The sequence below is a fragment of the Tissierella pigra genome, assembly GCF_018917845.1.
Lineage (GTDB): Bacteria > Bacillota > Clostridia > Tissierellales > Tissierellaceae > Tissierella > Tissierella pigra.
This window is the reverse complement of sequence record NZ_JAHLPJ010000001.1, coordinates 1,914,660-1,937,163: the sequence shown is the minus strand read 5'-3', so window position 1 is coordinate 1,937,163 and position 22,504 is coordinate 1,914,660. Positions and strand designations below refer to the sequence as shown.

The following is a 22,504-nucleotide window of genomic DNA, read 5'->3' as shown; positions in this document are numbered from 1 at the left end:
TATGATACGTCAAGAATTAAGATTAACTGGTTCAGGAGGTCAAGGACTTATACTGGCAGGAATTATATTGGCGGAAGCAGCTTTGTATGATGGCATGAACGTAGTTCAATCTCAATCTTATGGCCCTGAAGCTAGAGGTGGGGCAAGTAAAGCAGAAGTAATAATAAGTAAGGAAAAAATAAATTATCCAAAAGTTAATGAATGTGATATAATGCTTACTTTAACACAAGTTGCCTGTGATAAATATATAAACTCATTAAAATCAGGTGGAATATTAATAGTAGATAAATCTATAGAAAAATTGCCAGAAAGAGACGATATTAAAATATATAGAGTTCCTATATTAGAAACTGCTATAGATAAGCTAGGTAAGCCAATGGTGGCTAATATAATAGCCTTAGGAAGCATATATGAGTTGACTAAAATAGTATCAAAAGATTCTCTTGAAAGAGCTGTACTTGGGAGAGTACCAAGGGGAACAGAGGAACTTAATAAAAAAGCCTTAGAAGAAGGATTTAATCTAATAAGGGAACATAAGGAAGATTGCTATGGAGAAGTATGTTGATCTTCTAAAGAATATTCAAAATAGCTTTAATAACCTGAGTAAAGGTCAAAGACTCATAGCAGAGTTCATTATAAATAATTATGATAAAGCTGCTTTTATGACCGCTGCATCTCTTGGAGAAACTGTTAATGTAAGTGAGTCTACAGTTGTACGATTTGCTAATACATTAGGATATAATGGGTATAGAGAACTTCAGAAAGAACTTCAGGAACTAGTGAAAAACAAACTTACTACTGTTCAAAGACTTACAATGGTAAATAAATACTCAAGTAAAGAGAACGCATTAAAAGCAGTTATGGAAAAGGATATAGAGAATATAGGTAAAACCATACATGAAATGGAATATGGTGCATTTCAAGAGGCTATAGATTTAATATTGAATGCAGAAAATGTTTATATCCTTGGATTAAGATCATCCTCATTTTTATCAGGATATTTAGGTTTTTATCTTAATTTCCTAATTAAAAGAGTTACAGTAATTGCTTCTGGGCCTAATGATGTATTTGAACAGTTACTAAAAGCAGATTCCAAAGATGTTATTATCGGCATTAGTTATCCTAGATATTCTAAGAGGACTCTTGAAGCATTGGAGTTTTGTAAAGATAAGGGATGTAAAATTATAAGTATAACAGACAGTTTAATTTCTCCTGCTTCGAAATACTCAGATATTGCCTTAATTGCTGGTAGCGATATGCTGTCGCTTGTTGACTCATTAGTTGCTCCAATGAGCTTAATAAATGCTTTAATAGTATCTATTGCAATGGAGAGAAAGGATGATATTAAATCGTCATTTGAGGATTTAGAAAGTATATGGAACAAATTTAATGTATACAATATAAATGATAAAGAAAACAACAAATAAAAACGATATTCTATATATCGTTTTTATTTGTTTCCATACTATCAAAATAAATCTTATCATAAATGATATATTTGTTTATAAATTAAATTTGTTATAATATAAATATAAGCAAAAAAACATAGAGGTGATATAATTGATAAAAATATTTTTAATCAGACATGGACAATCTGAATGGAATAAATTAAATAAAATACAAGGACAAAAAAATACTATATTAACAGAACTTGGGGAAAAACAAGCTCTATATATGGGAAATAGATTAATTAATGAAAAGATAGATATAATATATACTAGTGATTTAAAAAGAGCTTATGATACAGCAAAAATTATATCCAATGAAATAAATAAGCCTTTGATATCAAGTGATGCCATTAGGGAAATAAATTTTGGACCATGGGAAGGTTTAAATACAGAAGAATTATTAGATAAATATAAAGATGAGTATCTCACATGGAATAAAGAACCAGATAAATTAAATATGGATGGGGTAGAAACTCTAGAGGATTTAAAGAATAGAGGTATGAAATATATAAATAATATAATTAAAGAAAATCAAAATAAAAATATTGCAATTGTATCACATGGAGCCATGTTAAAGGTTATTCTTCTAGGATTATTGGGTATGGAAATGTCATATTATAAAAATATTTCGTTAAATAATGTATCTCTTAGTATCATAGAATGTAGAGATTATAACAATGTATTAACATTATTAAATGATACTTCACATTTAAAGGAGATAAGATAAATGGATGAAAAAGAGAAAATAGGAATCATAGGGGCAGGCCCAGCAGGAATAATTGCAGCAGGAATAGCAGGATCTAGGGGAAAAGACGTTACTTTAATTGAAAAAAATGAAAGAATAGGTAAGAAGCTTTTTATTACAGGAAAAGGTAGATGTAATATTACTAATAATTCTCCAATTGAAGATTTTTTTGATAATGTAATGAAAAATAAAAATTTCTTATATAGTAGTTTTTATAGCTTTAGCAATATAGATATATTAGATTTACTCCACAGTTATGGATTAAAAACAAAGGTGGAAAGAGGGAATAGGGTATTTCCAGAAAGTGACAAGTCCTCTGATGTAATAAAGACTTTACAGAAGTTCCTAAATTCTAATAATGTTAATCTAATTTTAAATACAAATATAACATCAATTTATTATGATGATTCTAAGTTTGTTGTAATAGCAAATGAAGATAAAATGGTTTTTGATAAATTAATAATTGCTACAGGTGGAGCATCTTATCCAGGAACTGGATCAACAGGAGATGGATATAAGCTTTCAAAAAGACTAGGACATAACATTACTGAATTAAAACCATCTTTAGTTCCTATTGAAGTCAATGAAGATTGGGTAAAGGACTTACAAGGTTTATCTCTTAAAAATGTAAATATATCAGCATATACAAAGAATAAACCTTTATATAATGAGTTTGGGGAAATGGTTTTTACCCATTATGGTATTTCGGGTCCTATTGTCTTATCCATGAGTAATTATTTGCATAATTATACTAATGGAAAAATTAACTTACAAATAGATTTAAAACCAGCTTTAGATGAAAAAACATTAGATGAAAGAATATTACGTGATTTTCAGATATACAATAACAAATATATACGAAATGCCTTAGATGATTTATTGCCTCAAAGACTGATACCAATTATAATATTTTTATCAGATATTGACCCAGAAAAAACAGTAAATCAAGTTACAAAAGAAGAAAGAATAAGATTATTAAATAATATAAAAGGGCTTACTTTTACATTTAAGTCTTTTAGACCAATAGAAGAAGCTATAATTACATCAGGTGGAGTATCTACTAAAGAAATAAATCCATCTACTATGGAGTCGAAATTAATAGAAGGATTATACTTTGCAGGAGAAGTTATTGATGTAGATGCTTTAACAGGAGGGTATAATTTACAAATTGCTTATTCTACAGGCTATTTAGCTGGAATGAATGTATAGAAAATAGAATGCAATAAAACTAAAATTGCTTGTCTACAAGGAGGATTTAATATATAATAATTAAGGAAGTGATATTATAAAGACTATATCTATTCGAGGTGCTATTACAGTACAGGAAAATTCAATAGAAAGTATATTAGATGGTACTAAGGAATTATTAACTGAAATAGAAAAACAAAATAATTTGGATAGGGAAAAGGTCATTAGTATAGTATTTTCTTGTACAAATGATTTGGATAAAGTATATCCTGCCAAGGCAGCCAGAGATTTAGGCTATATTTATGCTGGACTGATGTGTTTTAATGAAATGAATGTAGAAGGAAGTCTCAGAAAATGTATCAGAGTAATGATTATATATAATTCCGATATATCTCAAAAAGATGTTAAACATATTTATTTGCGGGATGCAAAAGTTTTAAGACCTGATTTATTAAACAATCCTTAAGCCACCCAAAGGTGGTTATTATTTTGTAGTGAAAGGATGACAGTTATAATGAATAAAAATATTACAGTGGCCATAGATGGTCCAGCAGGTGCAGGTAAAAGTACAGTTGCAAAGAAAATGGCAGAGATGTTATCTTTTGAATATATAGATACAGGTGCAATGTATAGAGCTTTAACTCTTAAAATATTAAAATTAGGATTAGATCCGATGTCTGTTGAGGATGTTGTGAATACTATGAATAGTACTTCAATTGATTTTAAAGATAATCATATTTATCTAGACAACATTCAAGTAGATAAGGAAATAAGAGAAAATATTATAAGTCAAAATGTTTCTTACATTGCTAAAATTAAAGAAGTTAGAGAAGGAATGGTAAGAATTCAGCAGGAATTAGCTAAAACTAAATCAGTGATTATGGATGGTAGGGATATAACTACAGTAGTTCTTCCCAATGCAGATTTTAAGTTCTTTATAACTGCAAGTGTTGAAGAAAGAGCCAATAGAAGACATAAAGAGCTTATTGAAAAAGGTGAAAATAACATATCATATGAAGATATAAAGAGAGAAATAGAAAATAGAGATAAAATAGATAGTACTAGGGAAATTGCTCCTTTAACACAGAGTAGGGATTCATATAAAATAGATACTACTAATAAAACCATAGATGAATGTATAGAAGAAATGATCTCTATAATCAATAGGAGGTAAGATATGAGCTTTTATACAGTAGTAAAAGCGGCAGCAGGATTAGTATTTAGGCTAATATATAGAATAGAAGTCCATGGAAAAGAAAATATCCCTACTGATGGCAAATTAGTATTATGTTCAAATCATATACATAATTTTGATCCAATCATTTTATCCATAGTGTTTCCAAGACAGATTTTCTGGATGGCAAAAAAACAAATATTTGAAAATAAGATATTATCATATTTGTTTAAAAATCTAGGTGCATTTCCTGTAGATAGGGAAGAATCTGATTTATCAGCCATTAAAAATTCTTTAAAGGTTTTAAAAAAGGAAGGGGTATTGGGCATATTTCCAGAAGGTACTCGAGTTAAAGAATTCAATTTAAAAAATGCTAAACCAGGAATCTCCTTAATAAGTATAAAAGCACATTCTATGGTTTTACCAGTTTATATTGAGGGAGATTATAGAATTTTTAGCAAAATAAAAGTCTATTTTGGCAAACCTATTGATTTTTCAAAATATTATAATGGAAAACTAAGTACAGATGAATATCGTCTATTAAGTCAGGAAATTTTGCAGTCAATATATTCAAATAAATATAAGGAGGAAGGCAAAATTGGAGATAATCATAGCTGATAATGCTGGTTTTTGTTTTGGTGTAAAAAGAGCTGTAGATATGACAAATACCGAATTGATAAATGCTAATAAAAACATCTATTCTCTTGGACCCTTAATTCATAATCAACAAGCTGTAGAAAGGTTTGAGAAGTCAGGATTAAAAACAGTTGATGATATAAAAGAAATTAACAATAGCAAAGTAATTATAAGATCCCATGGAGTAAGTAAAAATATTATTAATGAAATTAACCAAAAAGACTTAGAGATTGTTGATAGTACTTGTCCTTATGTAAAATCTGTACATAAGAGGGTTGAAGAATATGAAAATCAAGGATATAATATAATAATAATTGGGGATTCAAATCATCCTGAAATAATAGGTATAAATGGTTGGTGTAATAATAAGGCATTTATTGTAAGTTCTTTAGAAGATGCAGAAAAGTTACCTATGATGGATAAAATATGCGTAGTTTCCCAAACTACAAATACACAAGAAAAGTTTGAAACTTTATGTGAAATTATTAAAGAAAAAGGTAATGAAGTTAAAATATTTAATACAATTTGCAATGCAACAAATTTAAGACAAGAATCATGTAAAAAATTATCATCACAGGTTGATGCAATGATAATAATAGGTGGGTATCATAGTTCAAATACAAAAAAATTAGTGGAAGTTAGTAAAAAATATTGTAAAAATGTATATCATATAGAAACTTCAAAAGAATTACCTTTACAAACACTATCAAAATTTAATAAAATAGGAATAACAGCAGGTGCTTCTACACCTGATTGGATAATTAAGGAGGTAGTTGAAACAATGGACAATATCAACAACAATGAAATGATGGAGGCAATCGAAAGTTCTTTTACAAAAATTCGTAGAGGAGATGTATTAAAAGGAGAAGTAATTTATGTTACTAATAACGAAGTTATGGTTAATATAAACTATAGATCAGATGGTATAGTTACTAGAGAAGAATTATCTAATGATCCGGAGGTAAAACCTAAGGATTTATATAAAGTTGGAGATGAAATAAATGTTTTTGTAGTTAAACTAGATGATGGTGAAGGAAATGTTGTGCTTTCTGCAAAAAGAGCTAATGATTTCAAAAATTGGGATGAAATTGAAGCAATATTTAACAATAAAGAAAGAGTTGAATGTAAGGTATTAAATAACATCAAAGGTGGTCTTTCTGTACTTGTAAATGGAGTAAATGGATTTATGCCAGCATCTCAGGTTTCTACTAATTTTGTAAGTGATTTAAATGTATATAAAGGTAAAGCCTTAATATCCAAAATCATTGATTTCGATAAAGAGAAAAGAAGAATTATATTATCAAGGAAAGAAGTAGAGAAAGAAGAATTAAACAATAAGAAAAAAGAATTATGGGCGAATATAGAACTAGATCAAGTAATAGAAGGCGTAGTACAAAGACTTACTGACTTTGGTGCATTTGTTGATTTAGGTGGAGTTGATGGGTTGATTCATATCTCGGATTTATCATGGAATAGAGTTAAACATCCTTCAAATGTAGTTAAAGAAGGACAGAAAGTTTTAGTTAAAGTATTAGCTCTTGACAAAGATAAAAATAGAATCTCTTTAGGATTAAAGCAAACTGTTGAGGAGCCATGGTCTTTATTCTCTAAAAATGTAAATGTAGGGGATATTGTTGAAGGAACTGTAGTAAATTTACTGGACTTTGGTGCTTTTGTTAGATTAAATGAAGGCGTAGACGGCTTGTTACATGTTTCTCAGATATCTAAAGATCATATAAATAAGCCATCTGATGTATTAAAAGTTGGACAGAAAATTAATGTAAAGGTTATTGATATAGATACAGAAGAAAAGAAAATAGGTTTAAGCATAAAAGAAGCTTTAGAATCAACTGAATCTGAAGAATCAGTAAGTAATGTAATAAATGAAGAACCAGAAATAACAATTGGGGATATGATAGATAAAAACTAATATTGGATAATTAAGGGTTTTGATGTACAGAAATACATTGAAGCCCTATATTGTATTTTTGTTTAAATAATTTCATGGAGGATAGATATGGATAAATATGAAATATTTAAAAAAGATGTAAATAGATTGATTAATATTGATTTGGATTATTATAAAGAAAAGCAAATGAAAAGAAGAATATCATCTCTTTTAACAAGAAATAACTTTAAAGATTTTGATGATTATTTTCTTGGATTAAAAGAAGATAAACTTCTTTTAGAGCAATTTATAAACTATTTAACAATCAATGTATCTGAATTTTACCGTAATCCTTCTCAGTGGACAGTTTTAGAAAATAACATTATTCCTGCTTTAATAGATAATAATAAAAGAGGATTAAAGATTTGGAGTTCTGCCTGTTCTACAGGAGAAGAACCCTATTCTCTAGTTATGATGTTATCCAATTTTTTCCCTTTAAAAGATATTAAAGTCTTGGCAACAGATATAGATGAAGAAGCTATGAATAAAGCTAAAGTAGGACTTTATAGTGAAAAGTCATTGGCCAACTTACCTAAAGGATTTAAGGAAAAATACTTCACTAGAATTGAAGGATCCTATAAAATTTCAGACGAAATAAAAAAATGTGTTGAGTATAAGAAAATGGACTTACTTAAGGATCGGTTTCCTACAAATATTGATTTAATAACCTGTAGAAATGTGATGATTTATTTTACTGAAGAAGCAAAAGAACTCTTATATTCAAAGTTTTATAATTCGCTAAATGATAAAGGAATATTATTCGTAGGAAGTACCGAACAAATAATTATGCCTGAAAAACATAAATTAAAGGCAGCTAAAACTTTTTTCTATGAAAAGATAGTTTAATTCTTTTAAATTTATAAAATGAGGAGGTATAAATTTGGATACAAAAGTACTTTTAGAGTTACTATGTAATGGTAATGGTGTTTCAGGGTATGAGCATAATTTACAAGATGCAATAAAATCAGCATTTAACAGGTATACTAATGATATTAAAGTAGACAAGCTAGGAAATATTATAGCCTTTAAGAAGGGAGTATCAAACTCAGATAATATTAGAATAATGCTTGCTGCCCATATAGACGAAATAGGTCTAATGGTAAAGGATATTGAAGAAAATGGTTTCATTAGGTTTACTAATATAGGTGGGATTGATTCTAGAACTATATTAGGTCAAGAAGTTATAGTACATGGTAAAGAGGATTTATTTGGCGTTATAGGTTCTAAGCCACCTCATTTACAAGAAGCATCTGAACATGATAAGGCCATAAAAATGGAAGATATGATTATAGATATTGGTTACTCAAAGGAAAAAGTCCATAGTCTTATAAACATAGGAGATACTATAACAATTAGAAGGTCTTTAACAAATCTTCAAGGTAGTAGAGTAACAGCAAAAGCATTAGATGACAGAGCAGGAGTAGCTGTTATTTATGAAACTATGAAAGAGCTAAATAAAATGAAACATGAAGCTGATGTATATTTTGTGTCTACAGTTCAAGAGGAAGTAGGAATGGCAGGAGCTATAGTCAGTACTTTTGGAATTAATCCTGATATTGGTATAGCTGTTGATGTTGGATTTGGAGCAACTCCAGAACTATCTAAGTCTGATTCTTTGGAATTGGGAAAAGGACCTGGAATTACTTTAGGAGGAAACATTCACCCAGGACTTAGAAAAAAACTTACAGAGGTAGCTGCTGAATATAATATTCCTTTCCAGATGGAAATTACTCCAGGTTTAACTGGAACAGATGCTAGAGCAATGATAATGACAAAAGAAGGTATTCCTTCTTTAGTATTATCTATACCATTGAGATATATGCACACATCAGTAGAGGTAGTTGATATGGTTGATATAAAGCATAGTGCTAAATTGTTGGCATTCTTTATTGCTTCTATTTCTAATGAGAATTTGGAGGGATTATTATGCTATTAAAACAATTAACAGAGGCTTCAGGAGTATCTGGAAATGAAAAAGAAGTTAGAGATTTGATAATAGCTGAAATAAAAGATCATGTGGATTCTTTTAAAATAGATAGAATAGGTAATATTATTGCATATAAAAAAGGTAAAGATACTAATAAAAAATTAATGATAACAGCCCATATGGACGAGGTAGGATTATTAGTTACAGATATTGATAAATTAGGATTACTTAAATTCACTACAGTAGGTGGAGTTGATAAAAGAATTTTAGTATCAAAGCCTGTTTTAGTTGGAAAAGAAAAAATTGATGGGGTAATAGGGGCAAAACCGATTCATTTACAAAAAAGACAGGAATGGACTAGAGCTCTTGGTATAGATGAATTATATATAGATATAGGTGCTAAATCTAAAGAGGAAGCTGAAAAGTTAGTTCAAATAGGTGACTATGTAATTTTCAAATCAGATTATATTGAATTTGGAGATAATTTAGTTAAGGCAAAGGCCCTCGATAATAGAGTGGGATGTTCAATTTTAATTAACTTAATTAAAGAAGTGACAGATGTAAGCTTCTATGGTGTATTTACTGTAATGGAAGAGGTAGGTTTAATAGGAGCTGGTCCTGCGGCTTATGAAGTTGATCCAGATATTTCATTGGTATTGGAAGGAACATTATGTTATGATATGCCAAAACTTGATACACATTTAATACCTACTTACCTAAATAAAGGTCCTGCCATATCTCTAATAGATAGAACTACAGTATTTGATCGTAAATTTAGAGAAAAGATTACTAGCATTGCTCAAAAGAATAATATTCCATATCAGTATAGAAAAACTTCTATGGGCGGAAATGATTCTGGAAGAATCCATACTACTAAAGAAGGTTCAGTAACCACTACTATTTCTGTACCTTGCAGATATATACATTCACCAACATCAGTAATGAGTAAAGACGATTACAATCATACTTATGATTTACTAAAGGCTATTTTATCTGAATTTAAAAGGGAGGAATTATAATGAATATAAACTTTAACCTATTAAAGGACATAGTTAGCGTATATGGACCAGCAAGTAATGAAGATTTAATAAGAGATTATATTACAAATGAAATTAAAGATTTTGTAGATGAGATAGAAGTAGATGCTCTAGGAAATCTAATTGCTAGAAAGAAAGGTACTGGAAAAAAAGTTATGATCTCTGCTCATATGGATCAAATAGGACTTATGGTAATTGATATAGATGAAAAAGGATTTTTAAGATTTACAAATGTTGGTGGAATATCTCCTATAATTTCTTTAAGTCAAAATGTCATTTTTGAAAATGGAACTATTGGAATTATCTATGCTGAACCTGTTGATGATATATCTAAATTAAAATTAGAAAATATGTATATAGATATTGGAGCATTTAGTAAAGAAGAAGCTGAGAAAAAAATAAGTATAGGTGACATTTGCATATATAAATCAGACTATGTAGAAAATGAAAATGTAGTATTCACTCCTTATTTAGATGATAGAGTAGGATGCTTTGTAGCAATTGAGGCTTTAAAATCTATAAAAAATCCAGTTAATGATTTATATTTTGTATTTTCAGTGCAAGAAGAAGTAGGACTTAGGGGAGCTAAGACTGCTGCATATAGGATTAACCCCGATGTTGGTATGGCTCTAGATGTGACGTCTCATGGTGACACTCCTAAGGCAAAGAGATTTGCTATTGGATTAAATAAAGGTGCTGCAATAAAAGTAAAAGACAATTCTATAATTTGTCATCCAAATGTAAAGAGTTTACTTGTTAAATTAGCTAAAGATAATAATATACCTTATCAAATGGAAGTATTAGAGTTTGGTGGTACAGACTCAGGTGCTATTCATTTGAATAAAGAAGGGGTTCCATCAGGTGTAATCTCTATACCAACTAGATATGTACATTCTACTGTAGAAATGGCTTCTAAAAATGATATAATTAACTGTACTAAACTTTTAGTAGAATTTTTGGAAGATAAACTAGAAATCTAGATTTATATAAATAGAAAAATCCAGTTTAGAATAGAAACTGGATTTTTTATTTATAACTAATATAATGTATAAAATTATTATAGTTTGACTATTTATGTAATAATATAGTATATTTTGTATTATTATAATGTAAATTGTATGAAAATTTTTTCCTTAAAATAGAGGATTTTACTATTATATGGAGAACTATATAATAGTAGACTGGATTTGGAAGGGGAATATACTATGTTGGATTTAAATCACGAATACACTATATCTGAAGTATCTGAAATTACTGGATATGCTCCGCACGTTCTAAGATACTATGAAAAAGAATTTGAAATTGACGTTCCTAGAAATAATTCAAATCACAGATATTTTACATATAAAGAGATTGAGTTGATACAATATATAAAAACTCTACAGGAAAAAGGTTTTACCAATAAACAAATAAAGCTAATTATACAATCTCCAGAAGTTATTATGAGCAATCAAGAAGAAGCTGGAATAGTATCAACTAGTGATAATATGTACTTTGATACATATCAATTAGCTAAAGAAATAAGTATGACTTTAGAAGAAGAGTTTTTCGAAAAATTATTTAGCCATATCAATGAAGGATCTGAAAAAAATATCAAAGTAATAGAAGAATTAAAAAATGAAGTAGCCATGCTTAGGAATGAGTTGAATTCAAAGGAAAGAGATGTATTAATATGTGAAAATGCAAAATTAAAAATGCAGGTTAAGGAAAAGGATTTTGAAAACATTGAACTAAAAAATAAATTAAAAGAAATAGAGGAAAAACAAATAGGATTTTTCAAGCGAATATTTATGAAAAAATAAAAGGTCTACTAATTTTAGCAGACCTTTGTATTATATTATCTTTGTGCTTCATATTGTTTTAAAAGCTTAACAAAAAGCTCAGGTATTTTAGCCATATTTTCAGGTGATTCTACAAAAGAAATTCTAAATTGAGTTTTACCTGGATTGTCTTTATCATTTTTAACATCATAGAATCCCTTCATTGGTGCAACAAGAAGGGTAGTTTCTACTCCATCTATTACAGCAGAACCTTCTCCTGCACAGTATAGAACAAATTCAATTGAATCAAATCCTGGTTTTACTACATTTCTTACATCAATTACTGAATAAATTGATGCATCTGGACTTGATACGATCAGTTTTGGTTCTTGTTCTTTAAGTCCATTATAAACTTTTATTATTTGGTCTTTATAGTAATCTCTTTGCTTTTTGCACCATCCAAGTATATTTTCTTTACTTTCATGTGCTAAGGCTCCAAAGATATATTGACCAATTACATTTGCACACAGATTTGCTGTATATTCTGCAATTGAACGGTTATTAAAATCTGCATTATCTGTAATCACTGCACCTATTCTTAATCCACAAGCATTCCATACTTTTGAAGCTGTTTCAATACTAATTCTTCTTCCTTCAATTCCTGGAACATCTGTATCTGTTAATCCCCAAATACTTACAAGTTTTTCATTGTCATCATAATATAATTCACGATAAGCTTCGTCACTTACCATCCACATATTATATTTAACACATAGCTTTGCAAGGTTTTTTAAAATGTCATAGGTATAATATTGACCTGTTGGATTATCATAAGGTATAACTAAAAGTGCTCCTGGATTATTTGCTTTTATCATTTCTTCAACTTCGGCCATGTCGGGTAAATTGAATTTACCATCTTCACCCATATGACGTTTAATAGTTACAGTTTTACGTCCTAATCTTTCTGCAAATGAAATATAGTTTGTATAAGCAGGGTCAATCATCATAAGAGGTTTTTCCTCAGTTCCAGCTGGACCACAAACCCCTAAAATTAATAACTCCATACCAGATGAACCACCATCTGTTATTTGAACATGAAGGTTACTTGTATCAAAACCTTCACTTTCTAAAATGTTTTTAAAAGCATTTTGTGCTTCAATAGTACCTGCTGTCCCTGAATATCTAATTATTCCATTTGCAAATGGACTTTCCGGTGCATTAAGTTCAAACATCCTTTTTTGCATAGCTGGATTTGTTGGTAAAGATACATTTCCTATTCCCACGTTTATTACTGCTTCCGGTTTTACTGGACGCTCATCATATTTCATTTGAGCTAAACGAACATCTGAAGGTGTTCTTGATTCAAAATGTGCTGATAATATTGGTTTACTCATTACAGTCTCCCCCTCTTTTGATTTATAGAAGATTGTGCCAATAACTTTAATTAGCTACATATCTTTATTATACACTAATTTAAGATTATTTCACCTTAATAATCTTAAATTTAAAAACTTATTTATATTTACGTGGTTTTATAATGTAATCATTCCCGTTAGGTTAGCAACTCCAAGAAATATTATCAGTATACCAATAAATATATATAATATTGTAGTAGCCTTATCACCTATTAATCTTCTAAGTCTTATTGCTTTACGACTTTTCCAATAAAATGATGGTTTAAATATAGTACAAATTACTGCAAATATACCAACTATAATAAATACAACAGATAAAAACATAAGAACACCTCCAAATATAAATAATTAAAATCCAAATAATTATAGCCAAAATGCAAATATATAGATATAGTGCAAAAGTACTATTAATATGTTATGAAGTTATTTTTAAATAAAGGTAATATTAAATAAAATTTTAAATAGATTAGGTGAAAAAATATAATATAAATAAGATAAAATACTTTGATATTACTTCAATAATTGATATACTATTATGTGTAATCAATATGGCTATTAAACTATAATTATAAAAAGACTAGGCTTTAGTCATAGCCTAGTCTTTTTATAATTATATAAATTTGATATAATATAAAGTACTTATAAAATTTTGGAGGTTGCACAAATGAAAAATAACATTAATGATAGTAATGATATTTTGGAAATATATGATAATGAATATAAATATGATCAAGAAAACTTTTTAAACTATGCAGACAAAATTAAAACTATGAATCAGGAATTTGAACGTGTACATGGTAGGAAAAGAACTTTTATAACTAAAACCTATGGTTGTCAAATGAATGAGCATGATTCTGAGAAGATTTCTTGGATTTTAGGAAATATGGATTATGTTGAAACTGAAGATATAAATGAAGCTGATTTTATAATATATAATACTTGTTTAGTAAGAGAAAATGCAGAATTAAAAGTATATGGCAACTTGGGAGCATTGAAACAATTAAAAAGACAAAAGCCAGATTTGATGATTGCAGTATGCGGATGTATGATGCAGAGAGAAGACGTGAGAAATGTTATATTATCTAAACATAAACATGTTGATATAATATTCGGTACTCATAATATCCACAAACTACCTCAATTAATAAATAATAATATACAGAATAATGAGACAGTTGTAGATATATTTGAAGATGGAAGAGAAATAGTTGAGAATATAAATTCAAATAGAAAATATTCATATAAAGCATTTGTGAATATTATGTATGGTTGCAATAATTTTTGTACTTATTGTATAGTGCCTTATACTCGCGGTAGAGAAATGAGCAGAGAACCTGAAAACATAATTAAAGAAATTCAAGATTTAGCAAAGAGTGGATGTAAAGAGATAACTTTACTAGGTCAAAATGTAAATTCTTATGGAAAGTCTTTAAGAACAAATTATAGCTTTACAGATTTATTGAAGGATATAAATAAAATAGATGGAATAGAAAGAATAAGATTTATGACATCACATCCAAAGGATTTATCAGAGGATCTAATAGAATGTTATGCTACTTTAGATAAACTATGTGAACACTTACATTTACCTGTGCAATCAGGTAGTAATAGGATTTTAAAAGAGATGAATAGGAAATATTCTAAAGAAGATTATTTAGGAACTATTAATAAACTAAAAAAGGCAGTTCCAAACATATCAATTACTACAGATATAATAGTAGGGTTTCCTGGTGAATCAGATGATGACTTCAATCAAACACTTGAATTAGTAAAAGAAGTAAAATATGATTCGGCTTTTACTTTCTTATATTCCATTAGAGAAGGTACTAAGGCAGCCAATATGGAAAATCAAATAGATGATAAAATTAAGCATGATAGATTTCAAAAGTTAACAAACACATTAAACGAAATTGCATTAGAACTAAATCAAAAATTAGTAGGAGAGACCTTAGAAGTATTAGTAGAAGAAGTGAGCAAGAATAATCCTGATGTTTTAACAGGAAGATCAAGAACAAATAAACTTATACATTTTAAAGGCGATAAAAGTCTTATAGGTTCCATTGTTAATGTTAAAATAGAAAATGTTAAAACATTTACATTAGAAGGAGAATTAATCTAATACTTCTCTGTTAGGAGGAGAAATAATTTGGAAAATTTAACACCGATGATGAAACAATATCTAAGTATAAAAAAACAATATGATGATTGTATTCTATTTTTTAGATTAGGAGATTTTTATGAAATGTTCTTTGAAGATGCACTGAAAGCTTCAAAGGAATTAGAAATTACCTTAACACAAAGAGATTGTGGTATGGCTGAGAAGGCACCAATGTGTGGAATACCCCATCATGTTTCTGAAACCTATATATCTAGATTAGTAGAAAAAGGATATAAAGTTGCTATATGTGAACAAGTAGAGGATCCTAAGTTTGCTAAAGGTATTGTACAGCGGGATGTAATAAGAGTTGTTACCCCTGGTACTATAACAGATCAAACAGTACTAGATGAAAAAACTAATAATTATCTAGTATCTATATATTTAGATGATTCAGGTGTAGGAATTTCATATGTCGATAATTCTACAGGAGAAATGTATACAACTGAATTTTTAGGGGAATTAAGTGAAAACAATATATTTTTAATAGATGAACTTGGGAAAATACTTCCATCAGAAATTATATGTAATGATAAAATCAATAATAATACAAAGCTTTTAAAGATTTTAGAAGGGACTATTAACCCTTATATAAATTCTTATAAAGAATCCGATATAGAGAAAGATAATCTAGCATCTTTAGTAACAGAACATTTTAATGGAAAATCATTAGATGAATTGGAAATCAACAACAAAATATACTCTATTATTGCTACTAGTAAGCTTATAGACTATTTATATAAGACACAGAAATCATCCTTAGAACATATCAATAACTTGTCTTATTATAAGCCGAATAATTATATGGTTTTAGACATAAATACTAGGGCCAACTTAGAGATACATGAAACTATTATAAAAAGAGATAGAAAAGGAGCATTAATTGGTCTATTAGATAAAACTTCAACTTCCATGGGTGGAAGACTTTTAAAAAAATGGCTGGAACAACCGTTAATTAATATTAAAGAAATTGAAAAAAGAAATAATGTTGTAGAATACTTTTTAAATAATATTGTAATTATGGATGATATAAAAACATATCTAAAACAAATTTATGATATTGAAAGACTAGCTAGTAAAATTTCTAATGGTAACTGTAACGCAAGAGACTTATTATCTTTAAGAAATTCTATTTCTGTCTTACCAGATATAAAGAAACTATTAAAGAATTTACAAAACCTTGAGTTAGTCAATATGAGTATAAATTTAGATAGTCTTGATGATATTTACTCATTATTATGCAAATCCATAAGTGAAAATCCTCCTATAACTTTGAAAGATGGAGGAATTATAAAAGAAGGTTATGATAAAGATTTAGACCAAGTTAAAGAGGCTTGTTTAAAAGGAAAAGAATGGCTTAGTACATTGGAGGCTAGAGAAAAAGAAAAAACAGGTATTAGAAATTTAAAGATTGGATTCAATAGGGTTTACGGATACTATTTAGAAGTAACTAAATCTAATATATCATTAGTTCCAGATTATTTTATTAGGAAACAGACATTGGCTAATTCAGAAAGATATTATACTGAAGAATTAAAAAATATGGAAGATAAGATACTAGGTTCAGAAGAAAAATCTTTAATATTAGAGTATGAAATATTTACAAGAATAAGAGATGAAATAAAAAAACATATAGATAGAATTCAAACTACAAGTAAAATAATATCCCAGCTTGATGTATTAAATGCTTTTGCACAAGTAGCATATAAATTAAATTTTGTAAAACCTAGTCTTAATACAAAAGGAGTCATTGAAATTATAGAAGGAAGGCATCCTGTTGTAGAAAATAATATTCAAAACAATTTATTTATACCAAATGATACTTATTTGAATACAAAGGACAGGATGGTTCAAATTATTACTGGACCCAATATGGCTGGTAAATCTACTTATATGAGACAAGTGGCTATTATAACTTTATTAGCTCATATAGGTTCCTTTGTACCGGCAAGTAAGGCAAATATATCTATAGTTGATAGAATATTTACTAGAATAGGTGCACAAGATAACCTTTCTCAAGGTGAGAGTACTTTTATGGTGGAAATGAATGAAGTATCCAATATCATAAAATCAGCTACTAAAGATAGTTTGATTATTTTAGATGAGGTAGGAAGAGGTACTAGTACCTATGATGGTTTAAGCATAGCTTGGGCAATTGTAGAGCATATTACCACAAATATAAAAGCTAAAACACTATTTGCTACTCATTATCATGAGCTAACTCAATTACAGAATGGAAATAATAATATAAAAAACTTAACTATTGTTGCTGAAGAAAGTGGGGATCAAATTGTATTCTTGAGAAAAATCGTTGAAGGAAGTACAAATAAATCTTATGGAATAGAAGTTGCAAAACTAGCAGGTATAGATGAATCAGTGATTAATAGAGCAAATGAAATACTATCCCTTATTGAAGGAAATCATCAGATTAATATAAATAGCAAAGTAAAAGAAGAACCAAAACAATTGAATTTAATAGATTATAAAAAAGATTACTATGTAGATAAGATTTTAAACTTAGATATAGACAATATGACACCTAAAGAAGCATTAAATATTCTTTACAGTTTAAAAGAAGGTGCTAAAAATCTAAGGAGAGATAATAATGAGTAAAATCAGGATTTTAGATAATATCACTATACAAAAAATAGCAGCTGGAGAGGTTATAGAAAGGCCATCATCTATAGTGAAAGAATTGGTTGAGAACTCTTTAGATGCTGGTGCAGATAGTATAACTATAGAAATAAAAGATGGTGGTAAGAGTTATATTAGGGTTACTGATAATGGAGATGGTATTGATGGTGATGATTTAAGCCTAGCGTTTATGAGACATTCAACTTCTAAATTATCTAAAGCTGAAGACTTATATAAAATTAAGTCTTTAGGCTTCAGAGGAGAAGCCTTAGCCAGTATATCTCATGTTTCTAGAGTAGAGGTTATGACGAAAACAAAAGATGCTTTGGGAGGAGTTAATGCCTTAATTGAAGAAGGTAAAATTTTATCACAGGAGTCAATTGGGTGTCCAAAAGGTACTACTATGATAGTAAGGGATCTATTTTACAATATACCAGTTAGAAAGGACTTTTTAAAATCCGACTTAACGGAGTCTAATCAAGTCTCTGATATAGTATATAAGGTAGCGTTAGGAAGTCTCAAAACTTCATTTAAATTTATAAAAGATAATAAAATTATCTTAAACACTTCAAAAAATAATAATATGAAATCTCATATTTATAGTATATTAGGAAAGGATTTCTCTAAAAATCTTACTGAAATTAATTTTGAAGAAAATGGAGTTCATGTATATGGATATATATCTAATAATAAATTATATAGGAGCAATAGGAGTCATCAATATATATATATTAATGGAAGATATGTAGTTGATAAAAGTCTATCTAGTGTTATTGAGAACCACTATAAATCTACTATTCCATTAAATAGATTTCCCTGCTTTATTATATTTCTTGATTTAGATCCTAGTAATATAGATGTAAATATTCACCCAACAAAACAAGAAATTAAATTTGCTAATGAGACTCAAGTAATGGAAGTAATGAATAAAGGTATAAAGGAAGTACTATATCCATCTTTATCTATACCTAGTATGGATTTCAAAATTAATAGTATAAAAGATAAACAACAAGAATTCACACCTTTGTTGGTGACAGATAATGATATGGACATTCATAAGGACATAATAGTTAGGGATTTTACTGATACAATACTATATAAAGAAAAAGATGAGCCTAAGATTATAGAAACCGATTTATTTGAAGAAAGTAAAATGATAAAAGAAGAATTTATATGTGAAGAAGATATATACGATGAAAAAACCAAGAATATTAGGAACGTACTTTCTAGAATTAGACCTATGGGTATAATTTTTAATACTTATATACTTGGAGAAGATGAATTAAATCAAAGTTTATATTTTATAGATCAGCATGCTGCTCATGAGAGAATTATGTATGAAAAATATCTAAAAGAATTTCGTACAGAAAGTATAGTTACTCAAAATCTTTTGGCACCAGAGATTATAGAATTAACCAATATGGAAAAAATAAAGCTAATGGAGAATATAAATATATTTAAAGATTTAGGTTTCGATGTTGAAGAATTTGGAAATAATAGTATAGCTATAAGAGCTATTCCTCTTGTATTTGGAATACCTAGAATTAAAGATTTATTTTATGAAATACTTGATAATATTGATAGTGTTAAAAGTAATTATGATGCTAAATTAGAAAAAATAATGAAAATAGCCTGTACTAAAGCAGTTAAAGGTGGTGATCATATGGGAAAGATTGAAATTTATGCTTTGATACAACAACTAAAACTATGTGATAGCCCACATAGTTGCCCTCATGGAAGACCTACTGTTTTAGAAATGACTAAAAGAGATATAGAAAAGTCATTTTTAAGGATTGTTTAGAAGGATGATAATATGAAAGATAATTTATTTATTTTAATAGGACCTACAGCCATAGGAAAAACATCTATATCTATTGAATTAGCTAAGAAAATGAATGGTGAAATAATTTCAGCAGATTCCATGCAAATATATAAGTATATGAATATAGGATCTGCGAAAGTGTCTAAGGAAGAAATGCAGGGTATTCAGCATCATTTAATCGATGTAATTTATCCTGATCAAGAATTTACAGTTTCAGACTATAAAAAAAACGCTGAAGTATTAATCAAGGATATTAATAAAAATCATAAGCTTCCAATGATTGTAGGGGGGACTGGATTATATATAAACTCTTTGGTATATAAGCTAAATTTCGCAGAAGTGCCACCAAATAATGAAACTAGAACTAAGTTGGAATTATTAGGAGAAAGGTATGGCAATAAATATTTACATGAAATGTTGAAAAACATAGATATAGAAAGTGCTGAGAGAATAAGTATTAATGATAGAAAGAGAATAATTAGAGCTATAGAGATATTTGAAATAACTGGTAAAACTATGACTGAATTTAATAAGAATTTTAGAGAACCCATTGAAGAGTATAATTTAGTTATGATTGGGTTAAATATGAATAGAGAGAAATTATATAACAGAATCAATCGTAGAGTAGATATAATGGTAGAAGAGGGTTTAATTGAAGAAGTAAAAAAACTTTTAGAAATGGGTTATAAGAAGGAACTTGTATCTATGCAGGGAATAGGTTATAAAGAAATAGTAATGTATTTAGAAGGTGAAATTTCTTTAGATGAGTCTATGGAAAAGATAAAACAAGGTTCGAGAAATTATGCCAAAAGACAGTTGACATGGTTTAGAAGAGATAATAGAATTAAATGGATTGATATAGATGAGTTTAATAATTTAGAAGATTTAAGTCAATGTATAATTGACTATTCTAAAGATAAGTTTATAATTAATAAATAAGGAGGGGACAAAATGAAACAGAATATAAACTTACAAGATGTTTTTTTAAACAGAGCACGTAAGGACAATATTAGTATTATAATATTCTTAGTTAATGGTTATCAGATAAAGGGACAGGTAAAGGGATTTGATAATTATACTTTAATATTAGAAAGTGAAGATAAGCAGCAGTTAATTTATAAACACGCTATTTCCACAATAATACCTACAAAGCAGATAAACTTAGATAATTAATTTTTACTTAAATAATTTAATTAGAAAAAGTCTCTGATATAATCAGAGGCTTTTTCTAATTAAACAGAAGCTTCTATAGAAGCTTCTGTTATTTTAAAGAAAAGGGTGATATAAATGAATAGGTTGACGGAAAATATATTATGTAAACAATTTGGAATAAAAGAGGAAGTCGTTAAATTTGTAATACAAAAAGAAAAACTAATTTTAGATAAATTTAAAGATATTGATGAAATTAAAGAGTACAATCAATATAAGGTTATAAAGGCTATGCAACAATGTAGATTGGCTTCTACAGACTTTAACTGGACTACAGGGTATGGATATGGTGATGTAGGAAGGGAGAAAGTAGAGGAGATATATGCCAATGTGTTTAATACTGAAGATGCTCTAGTAAGACCTGCAATTGCTTCAGGCACTCATGCCATTACATTAGCTCTATCTGGTATATTAAGACCTGGAGATGAACTCATAGCCATAACAGGTGCGCCTTATGATACCTTACAGAAAGTAATAGGTGTAAAGGGGAATATGTCTGGTACTTTAATGGACTATGGAGTAAAATATAGAGAAATTCCTTTAAAAGAAAATACTATTGATACAGATAAAGTAAGGGAATCCATATCAGAAAATACTAAAATGCTTATGATTCAAAGGTCCACTGGATATAGCGATAGGAGAGCACTGACAATTGAAGAAATAGAAAATGCAATCAATGCTATTAGAAAATACAATAAAGATGTAATTATTATGGTCGATAACTGCTATGGTGAATTTTTAGAGTTTCAAGAGCCTACAGATGTAGGAGCCGATGTTATGGCAGGATCATTAATAAAAAATCCTGGTGGAGGAATTGCCTTATCTGGTGGATATATTGTAGGAAAATCCAACTTAATCGAACAAGTTTCAAATAGATTGACAGCGCCAGGACTAGGAAAGGAATGTGGGCTGACGTTTGGAACAACTAGAAGTACCTTACAAGGATTGTTTTTAGCTCCCCATATAGTGTCTGAGGCTGTTAAAGGTGCATTGCTGGTTGGGATTGTATATAAGGAACTTGGATTTAAAATAGTCCCAAATATAGATGACATAAGATCAGATATAATTCAAGGGGTAGAGTTGAAAAGTCCAGAAAGAGTCATAGAATTTTGTAGAGGAATTCAAGCAGCTTCAGTAGTAGATTCCTATGTTGTGCCAGAAGCATGGGATATGCCTGGGTATGAAGATAAGGTTATAATGGCAGCTGGTGGCTTTATAGAAGGTTCATCTATTGAACTTAGTGCAGATGGTCCCATAAGAGAACCTTATTTTGCATATTATCAAGGTGGTTTGACATATGAACATTGTAAATTAGGAGTTATGAAATCTTTAAACAATTTATATGAAAATAAATTAGTGGATATAAATCAAAACAAAAATTAAATGTAAAACGGTAGGATAAATCC

Annotated in this window: 21 protein-coding genes; 19 read left to right on the top strand and 2 right to left on the bottom strand. The window is 28.7% G+C overall.

What is annotated here, in order from left to right; genetic code table 11:
• The first annotated feature begins 1 nt into the window (after position 1).
• The 13 genes from KQI41_RS09440 to KQI41_RS09380 all read left to right on the top strand — a co-directional run bounded on the left by KQI41_RS09440 (position 2) and on the right by KQI41_RS09380 (position 11,905).
• Positions 2-565 (top strand): 2-oxoacid:acceptor oxidoreductase family protein, encoded by a 564-nt coding sequence (locus KQI41_RS09440; protein ID WP_154438002.1) that lies wholly within the window; start codon positions 2-4, stop codon positions 563-565.
• The gene (locus KQI41_RS09435) at positions 549-1,427 is read left to right on the top strand and encodes a MurR/RpiR family transcriptional regulator (RefSeq protein WP_216585176.1); all 879 of its coding nucleotides are present in this window, start codon (positions 549-551) and stop codon (positions 1,425-1,427) included. Before KQI41_RS09440 ends, KQI41_RS09435 begins: the two co-directional genes overlap by 17 nt.
• A gap of 133 nt (positions 1,428-1,560) precedes the next feature.
• Positions 1,561-2,175, top strand: a complete 615-nt coding sequence (locus tag KQI41_RS09430) for a histidine phosphatase family protein (protein ID WP_216585175.1) — start codon at positions 1,561-1,563, stop codon at positions 2,173-2,175.
• Positions 2,176-3,402 (top strand): BaiN/RdsA family NAD(P)/FAD-dependent oxidoreductase, encoded by a 1,227-nt coding sequence (locus tag KQI41_RS09425; RefSeq protein WP_216585174.1) that lies wholly within the window; start codon positions 2,176-2,178, stop codon positions 3,400-3,402.
• A 73-nt stretch (positions 3,403-3,475) separates the two neighbouring features.
• A complete protein-coding gene (gene aroH / locus KQI41_RS09420) occupies positions 3,476-3,847 on the top strand; it encodes a chorismate mutase (protein WP_342366213.1) in 372 nt (123 codons plus the stop codon).
• A 48-nt stretch (positions 3,848-3,895) separates the two neighbouring features.
• Positions 3,896-4,555 (top strand): (d)CMP kinase, encoded by a 660-nt coding sequence (gene cmk, locus KQI41_RS09415; protein WP_244971098.1) that lies wholly within the window; start codon positions 3,896-3,898, stop codon positions 4,553-4,555.
• 3 nt (positions 4,556-4,558) lie between these two features.
• Entirely contained in the window at positions 4,559-5,173 is a 615-nt protein-coding gene (locus KQI41_RS09410; RefSeq protein ID WP_216585172.1) for a lysophospholipid acyltransferase family protein, read from the top strand.
• Positions 5,154-7,121, top strand: a complete 1,968-nt coding sequence (locus KQI41_RS09405; protein WP_216585171.1) for a bifunctional 4-hydroxy-3-methylbut-2-enyl diphosphate reductase/30S ribosomal protein S1 — start codon at positions 5,154-5,156, stop codon at positions 7,119-7,121. Before KQI41_RS09410 ends, KQI41_RS09405 begins: the two co-directional genes overlap by 20 nt.
• Positions 7,122-7,208: 87 nt before the next feature.
• Complete coding sequence (locus tag KQI41_RS09400) at positions 7,209-7,985, top strand: CheR family methyltransferase (protein ID WP_154438016.1); 777 nt, start codon at positions 7,209-7,211, stop codon at positions 7,983-7,985.
• Positions 7,986-8,019: 34 nt separating this feature from the next.
• The gene (locus tag KQI41_RS09395) at positions 8,020-9,075 is read left to right on the top strand and encodes a M42 family metallopeptidase (protein ID WP_216585170.1); all 1,056 of its coding nucleotides are present in this window, start codon (positions 8,020-8,022) and stop codon (positions 9,073-9,075) included.
• Positions 9,066-10,085 (top strand): M42 family metallopeptidase, encoded by a 1,020-nt coding sequence (locus KQI41_RS09390; RefSeq protein ID WP_154438020.1) that lies wholly within the window; start codon positions 9,066-9,068, stop codon positions 10,083-10,085. The genes KQI41_RS09395 and KQI41_RS09390 overlap by 10 nt, the downstream gene beginning before the upstream one ends.
• Positions 10,085-11,083: a M42 family metallopeptidase gene (locus tag KQI41_RS09385; RefSeq protein WP_216585169.1), complete on the top strand. Its 999-nt coding sequence runs from the start codon at positions 10,085-10,087 to the stop codon at positions 11,081-11,083. The genes KQI41_RS09390 and KQI41_RS09385 overlap by 1 nt, the downstream gene beginning before the upstream one ends.
• A gap of 225 nt (positions 11,084-11,308) precedes the next feature.
• Positions 11,309-11,905, top strand: a complete 597-nt coding sequence (locus KQI41_RS09380) for a MerR family transcriptional regulator (RefSeq protein WP_216585168.1) — start codon at positions 11,309-11,311, stop codon at positions 11,903-11,905.
• Between the two features lie 35 nt (positions 11,906-11,940).
• Here KQI41_RS09380 and KQI41_RS09375 read toward each other — a convergent pair whose 3' ends face one another.
• Together KQI41_RS09375 and KQI41_RS09370 are read right to left on the bottom strand one after the other, a co-directional pair.
• Complete coding sequence (locus tag KQI41_RS09375; RefSeq protein ID WP_216585167.1) at positions 11,941-13,257, bottom strand: pyridoxal phosphate-dependent aminotransferase; 1,317 nt, start codon at positions 13,255-13,257, stop codon at positions 11,941-11,943.
• Positions 13,258-13,395: 138 nt separating this feature from the next.
• Positions 13,396-13,602, bottom strand: coding sequence for a hypothetical protein (locus KQI41_RS09370; protein ID WP_216585166.1), 207 nt, complete (start codon positions 13,600-13,602; stop codon positions 13,396-13,398).
• A 340-nt stretch (positions 13,603-13,942) separates the two neighbouring features.
• Here KQI41_RS09370 and miaB point away from each other — a divergent pair, with 340 nt between their 5' ends.
• The 6 genes from miaB to KQI41_RS09340 all read left to right on the top strand — a co-directional run bounded on the left by miaB (position 13,943) and on the right by KQI41_RS09340 (position 22,481).
• On the top strand, positions 13,943-15,397 hold the full coding sequence (gene miaB, locus KQI41_RS09365; protein WP_154438030.1) for a tRNA (N6-isopentenyl adenosine(37)-C2)-methylthiotransferase MiaB: 1,455 nt from the start codon (positions 13,943-13,945) through the stop codon (positions 15,395-15,397).
• Positions 15,398-15,424: 27 nt separating this feature from the next.
• Positions 15,425-18,046, top strand: coding sequence for a DNA mismatch repair protein MutS (mutS, locus tag KQI41_RS09360; RefSeq protein ID WP_216585165.1), 2,622 nt, complete (start codon positions 15,425-15,427; stop codon positions 18,044-18,046).
• The gene (gene mutL, locus KQI41_RS09355; protein ID WP_216585164.1) at positions 18,039-19,868 is read left to right on the top strand and encodes a DNA mismatch repair endonuclease MutL; all 1,830 of its coding nucleotides are present in this window, start codon (positions 18,039-18,041) and stop codon (positions 19,866-19,868) included. Before mutS ends, mutL begins: the two co-directional genes overlap by 8 nt.
• Before the next feature lie 12 nt (positions 19,869-19,880).
• Positions 19,881-20,828 carry a tRNA (adenosine(37)-N6)-dimethylallyltransferase MiaA gene (miaA, locus tag KQI41_RS09350; protein WP_216585161.1) on the top strand — a complete coding sequence of 316 codons (948 nt, stop codon included), beginning with the start codon at positions 19,881-19,883 and terminating at the stop codon, positions 20,826-20,828.
• 12 nt (positions 20,829-20,840) lie between these two features.
• Complete coding sequence (gene hfq / locus KQI41_RS09345) at positions 20,841-21,062, top strand: RNA chaperone Hfq (protein ID WP_154438037.1); 222 nt, start codon at positions 20,841-20,843, stop codon at positions 21,060-21,062.
• Positions 21,063-21,176: 114 nt separating this feature from the next.
• Complete coding sequence (locus KQI41_RS09340) at positions 21,177-22,481, top strand: methionine gamma-lyase family protein (RefSeq protein ID WP_154438039.1); 1,305 nt, start codon at positions 21,177-21,179, stop codon at positions 22,479-22,481.
• The last annotated feature ends 23 nt before the right edge of the window (positions 22,482-22,504 follow it).

Coding starts and splice junctions, on each gene's coding strand:
- KQI41_RS09400 (WP_154438016.1), top strand. CDS start 7,209: ATGGATAAATATGAAATATTTAAAAAAGATGTAAATAGATTGATTAAT.
- cmk (WP_244971098.1), top strand. CDS start 3,896: ATGAATAAAAATATTACAGTGGCCATAGATGGTCCAGCAGGTGCAGGT.
- KQI41_RS09370 (WP_216585166.1), bottom strand. CDS start 13,602: ATGTTTTTATCTGTTGTATTTATTATAGTTGGTATATTTGCAGTAATT.
- KQI41_RS09375 (WP_216585167.1), bottom strand. CDS start 13,257: ATGAGTAAACCAATATTATCAGCACATTTTGAATCAAGAACACCTTCA.
- KQI41_RS09425 (WP_216585174.1), top strand. CDS start 2,176: ATGGATGAAAAAGAGAAAATAGGAATCATAGGGGCAGGCCCAGCAGGA.
- KQI41_RS09410 (WP_216585172.1), top strand. CDS start 4,559: ATGAGCTTTTATACAGTAGTAAAAGCGGCAGCAGGATTAGTATTTAGG.
- miaA (WP_216585161.1), top strand. CDS start 19,881: ATGAAAGATAATTTATTTATTTTAATAGGACCTACAGCCATAGGAAAA.
- KQI41_RS09380 (WP_216585168.1), top strand. CDS start 11,309: ATGTTGGATTTAAATCACGAATACACTATATCTGAAGTATCTGAAATT.
- hfq (WP_154438037.1), top strand. CDS start 20,841: ATGAAACAGAATATAAACTTACAAGATGTTTTTTTAAACAGAGCACGT.
- KQI41_RS09340 (WP_154438039.1), top strand. CDS start 21,177: ATGAATAGGTTGACGGAAAATATATTATGTAAACAATTTGGAATAAAA.
- KQI41_RS09440 (WP_154438002.1), top strand. CDS start 2: ATGATACGTCAAGAATTAAGATTAACTGGTTCAGGAGGTCAAGGACTT.
- KQI41_RS09435 (WP_216585176.1), top strand. CDS start 549: ATGGAGAAGTATGTTGATCTTCTAAAGAATATTCAAAATAGCTTTAAT.
- KQI41_RS09385 (WP_216585169.1), top strand. CDS start 10,085: ATGAATATAAACTTTAACCTATTAAAGGACATAGTTAGCGTATATGGA.
- KQI41_RS09390 (WP_154438020.1), top strand. CDS start 9,066: ATGCTATTAAAACAATTAACAGAGGCTTCAGGAGTATCTGGAAATGAA.
- miaB (WP_154438030.1), top strand. CDS start 13,943: ATGAAAAATAACATTAATGATAGTAATGATATTTTGGAAATATATGAT.
- mutL (WP_216585164.1), top strand. CDS start 18,039: ATGAGTAAAATCAGGATTTTAGATAATATCACTATACAAAAAATAGCA.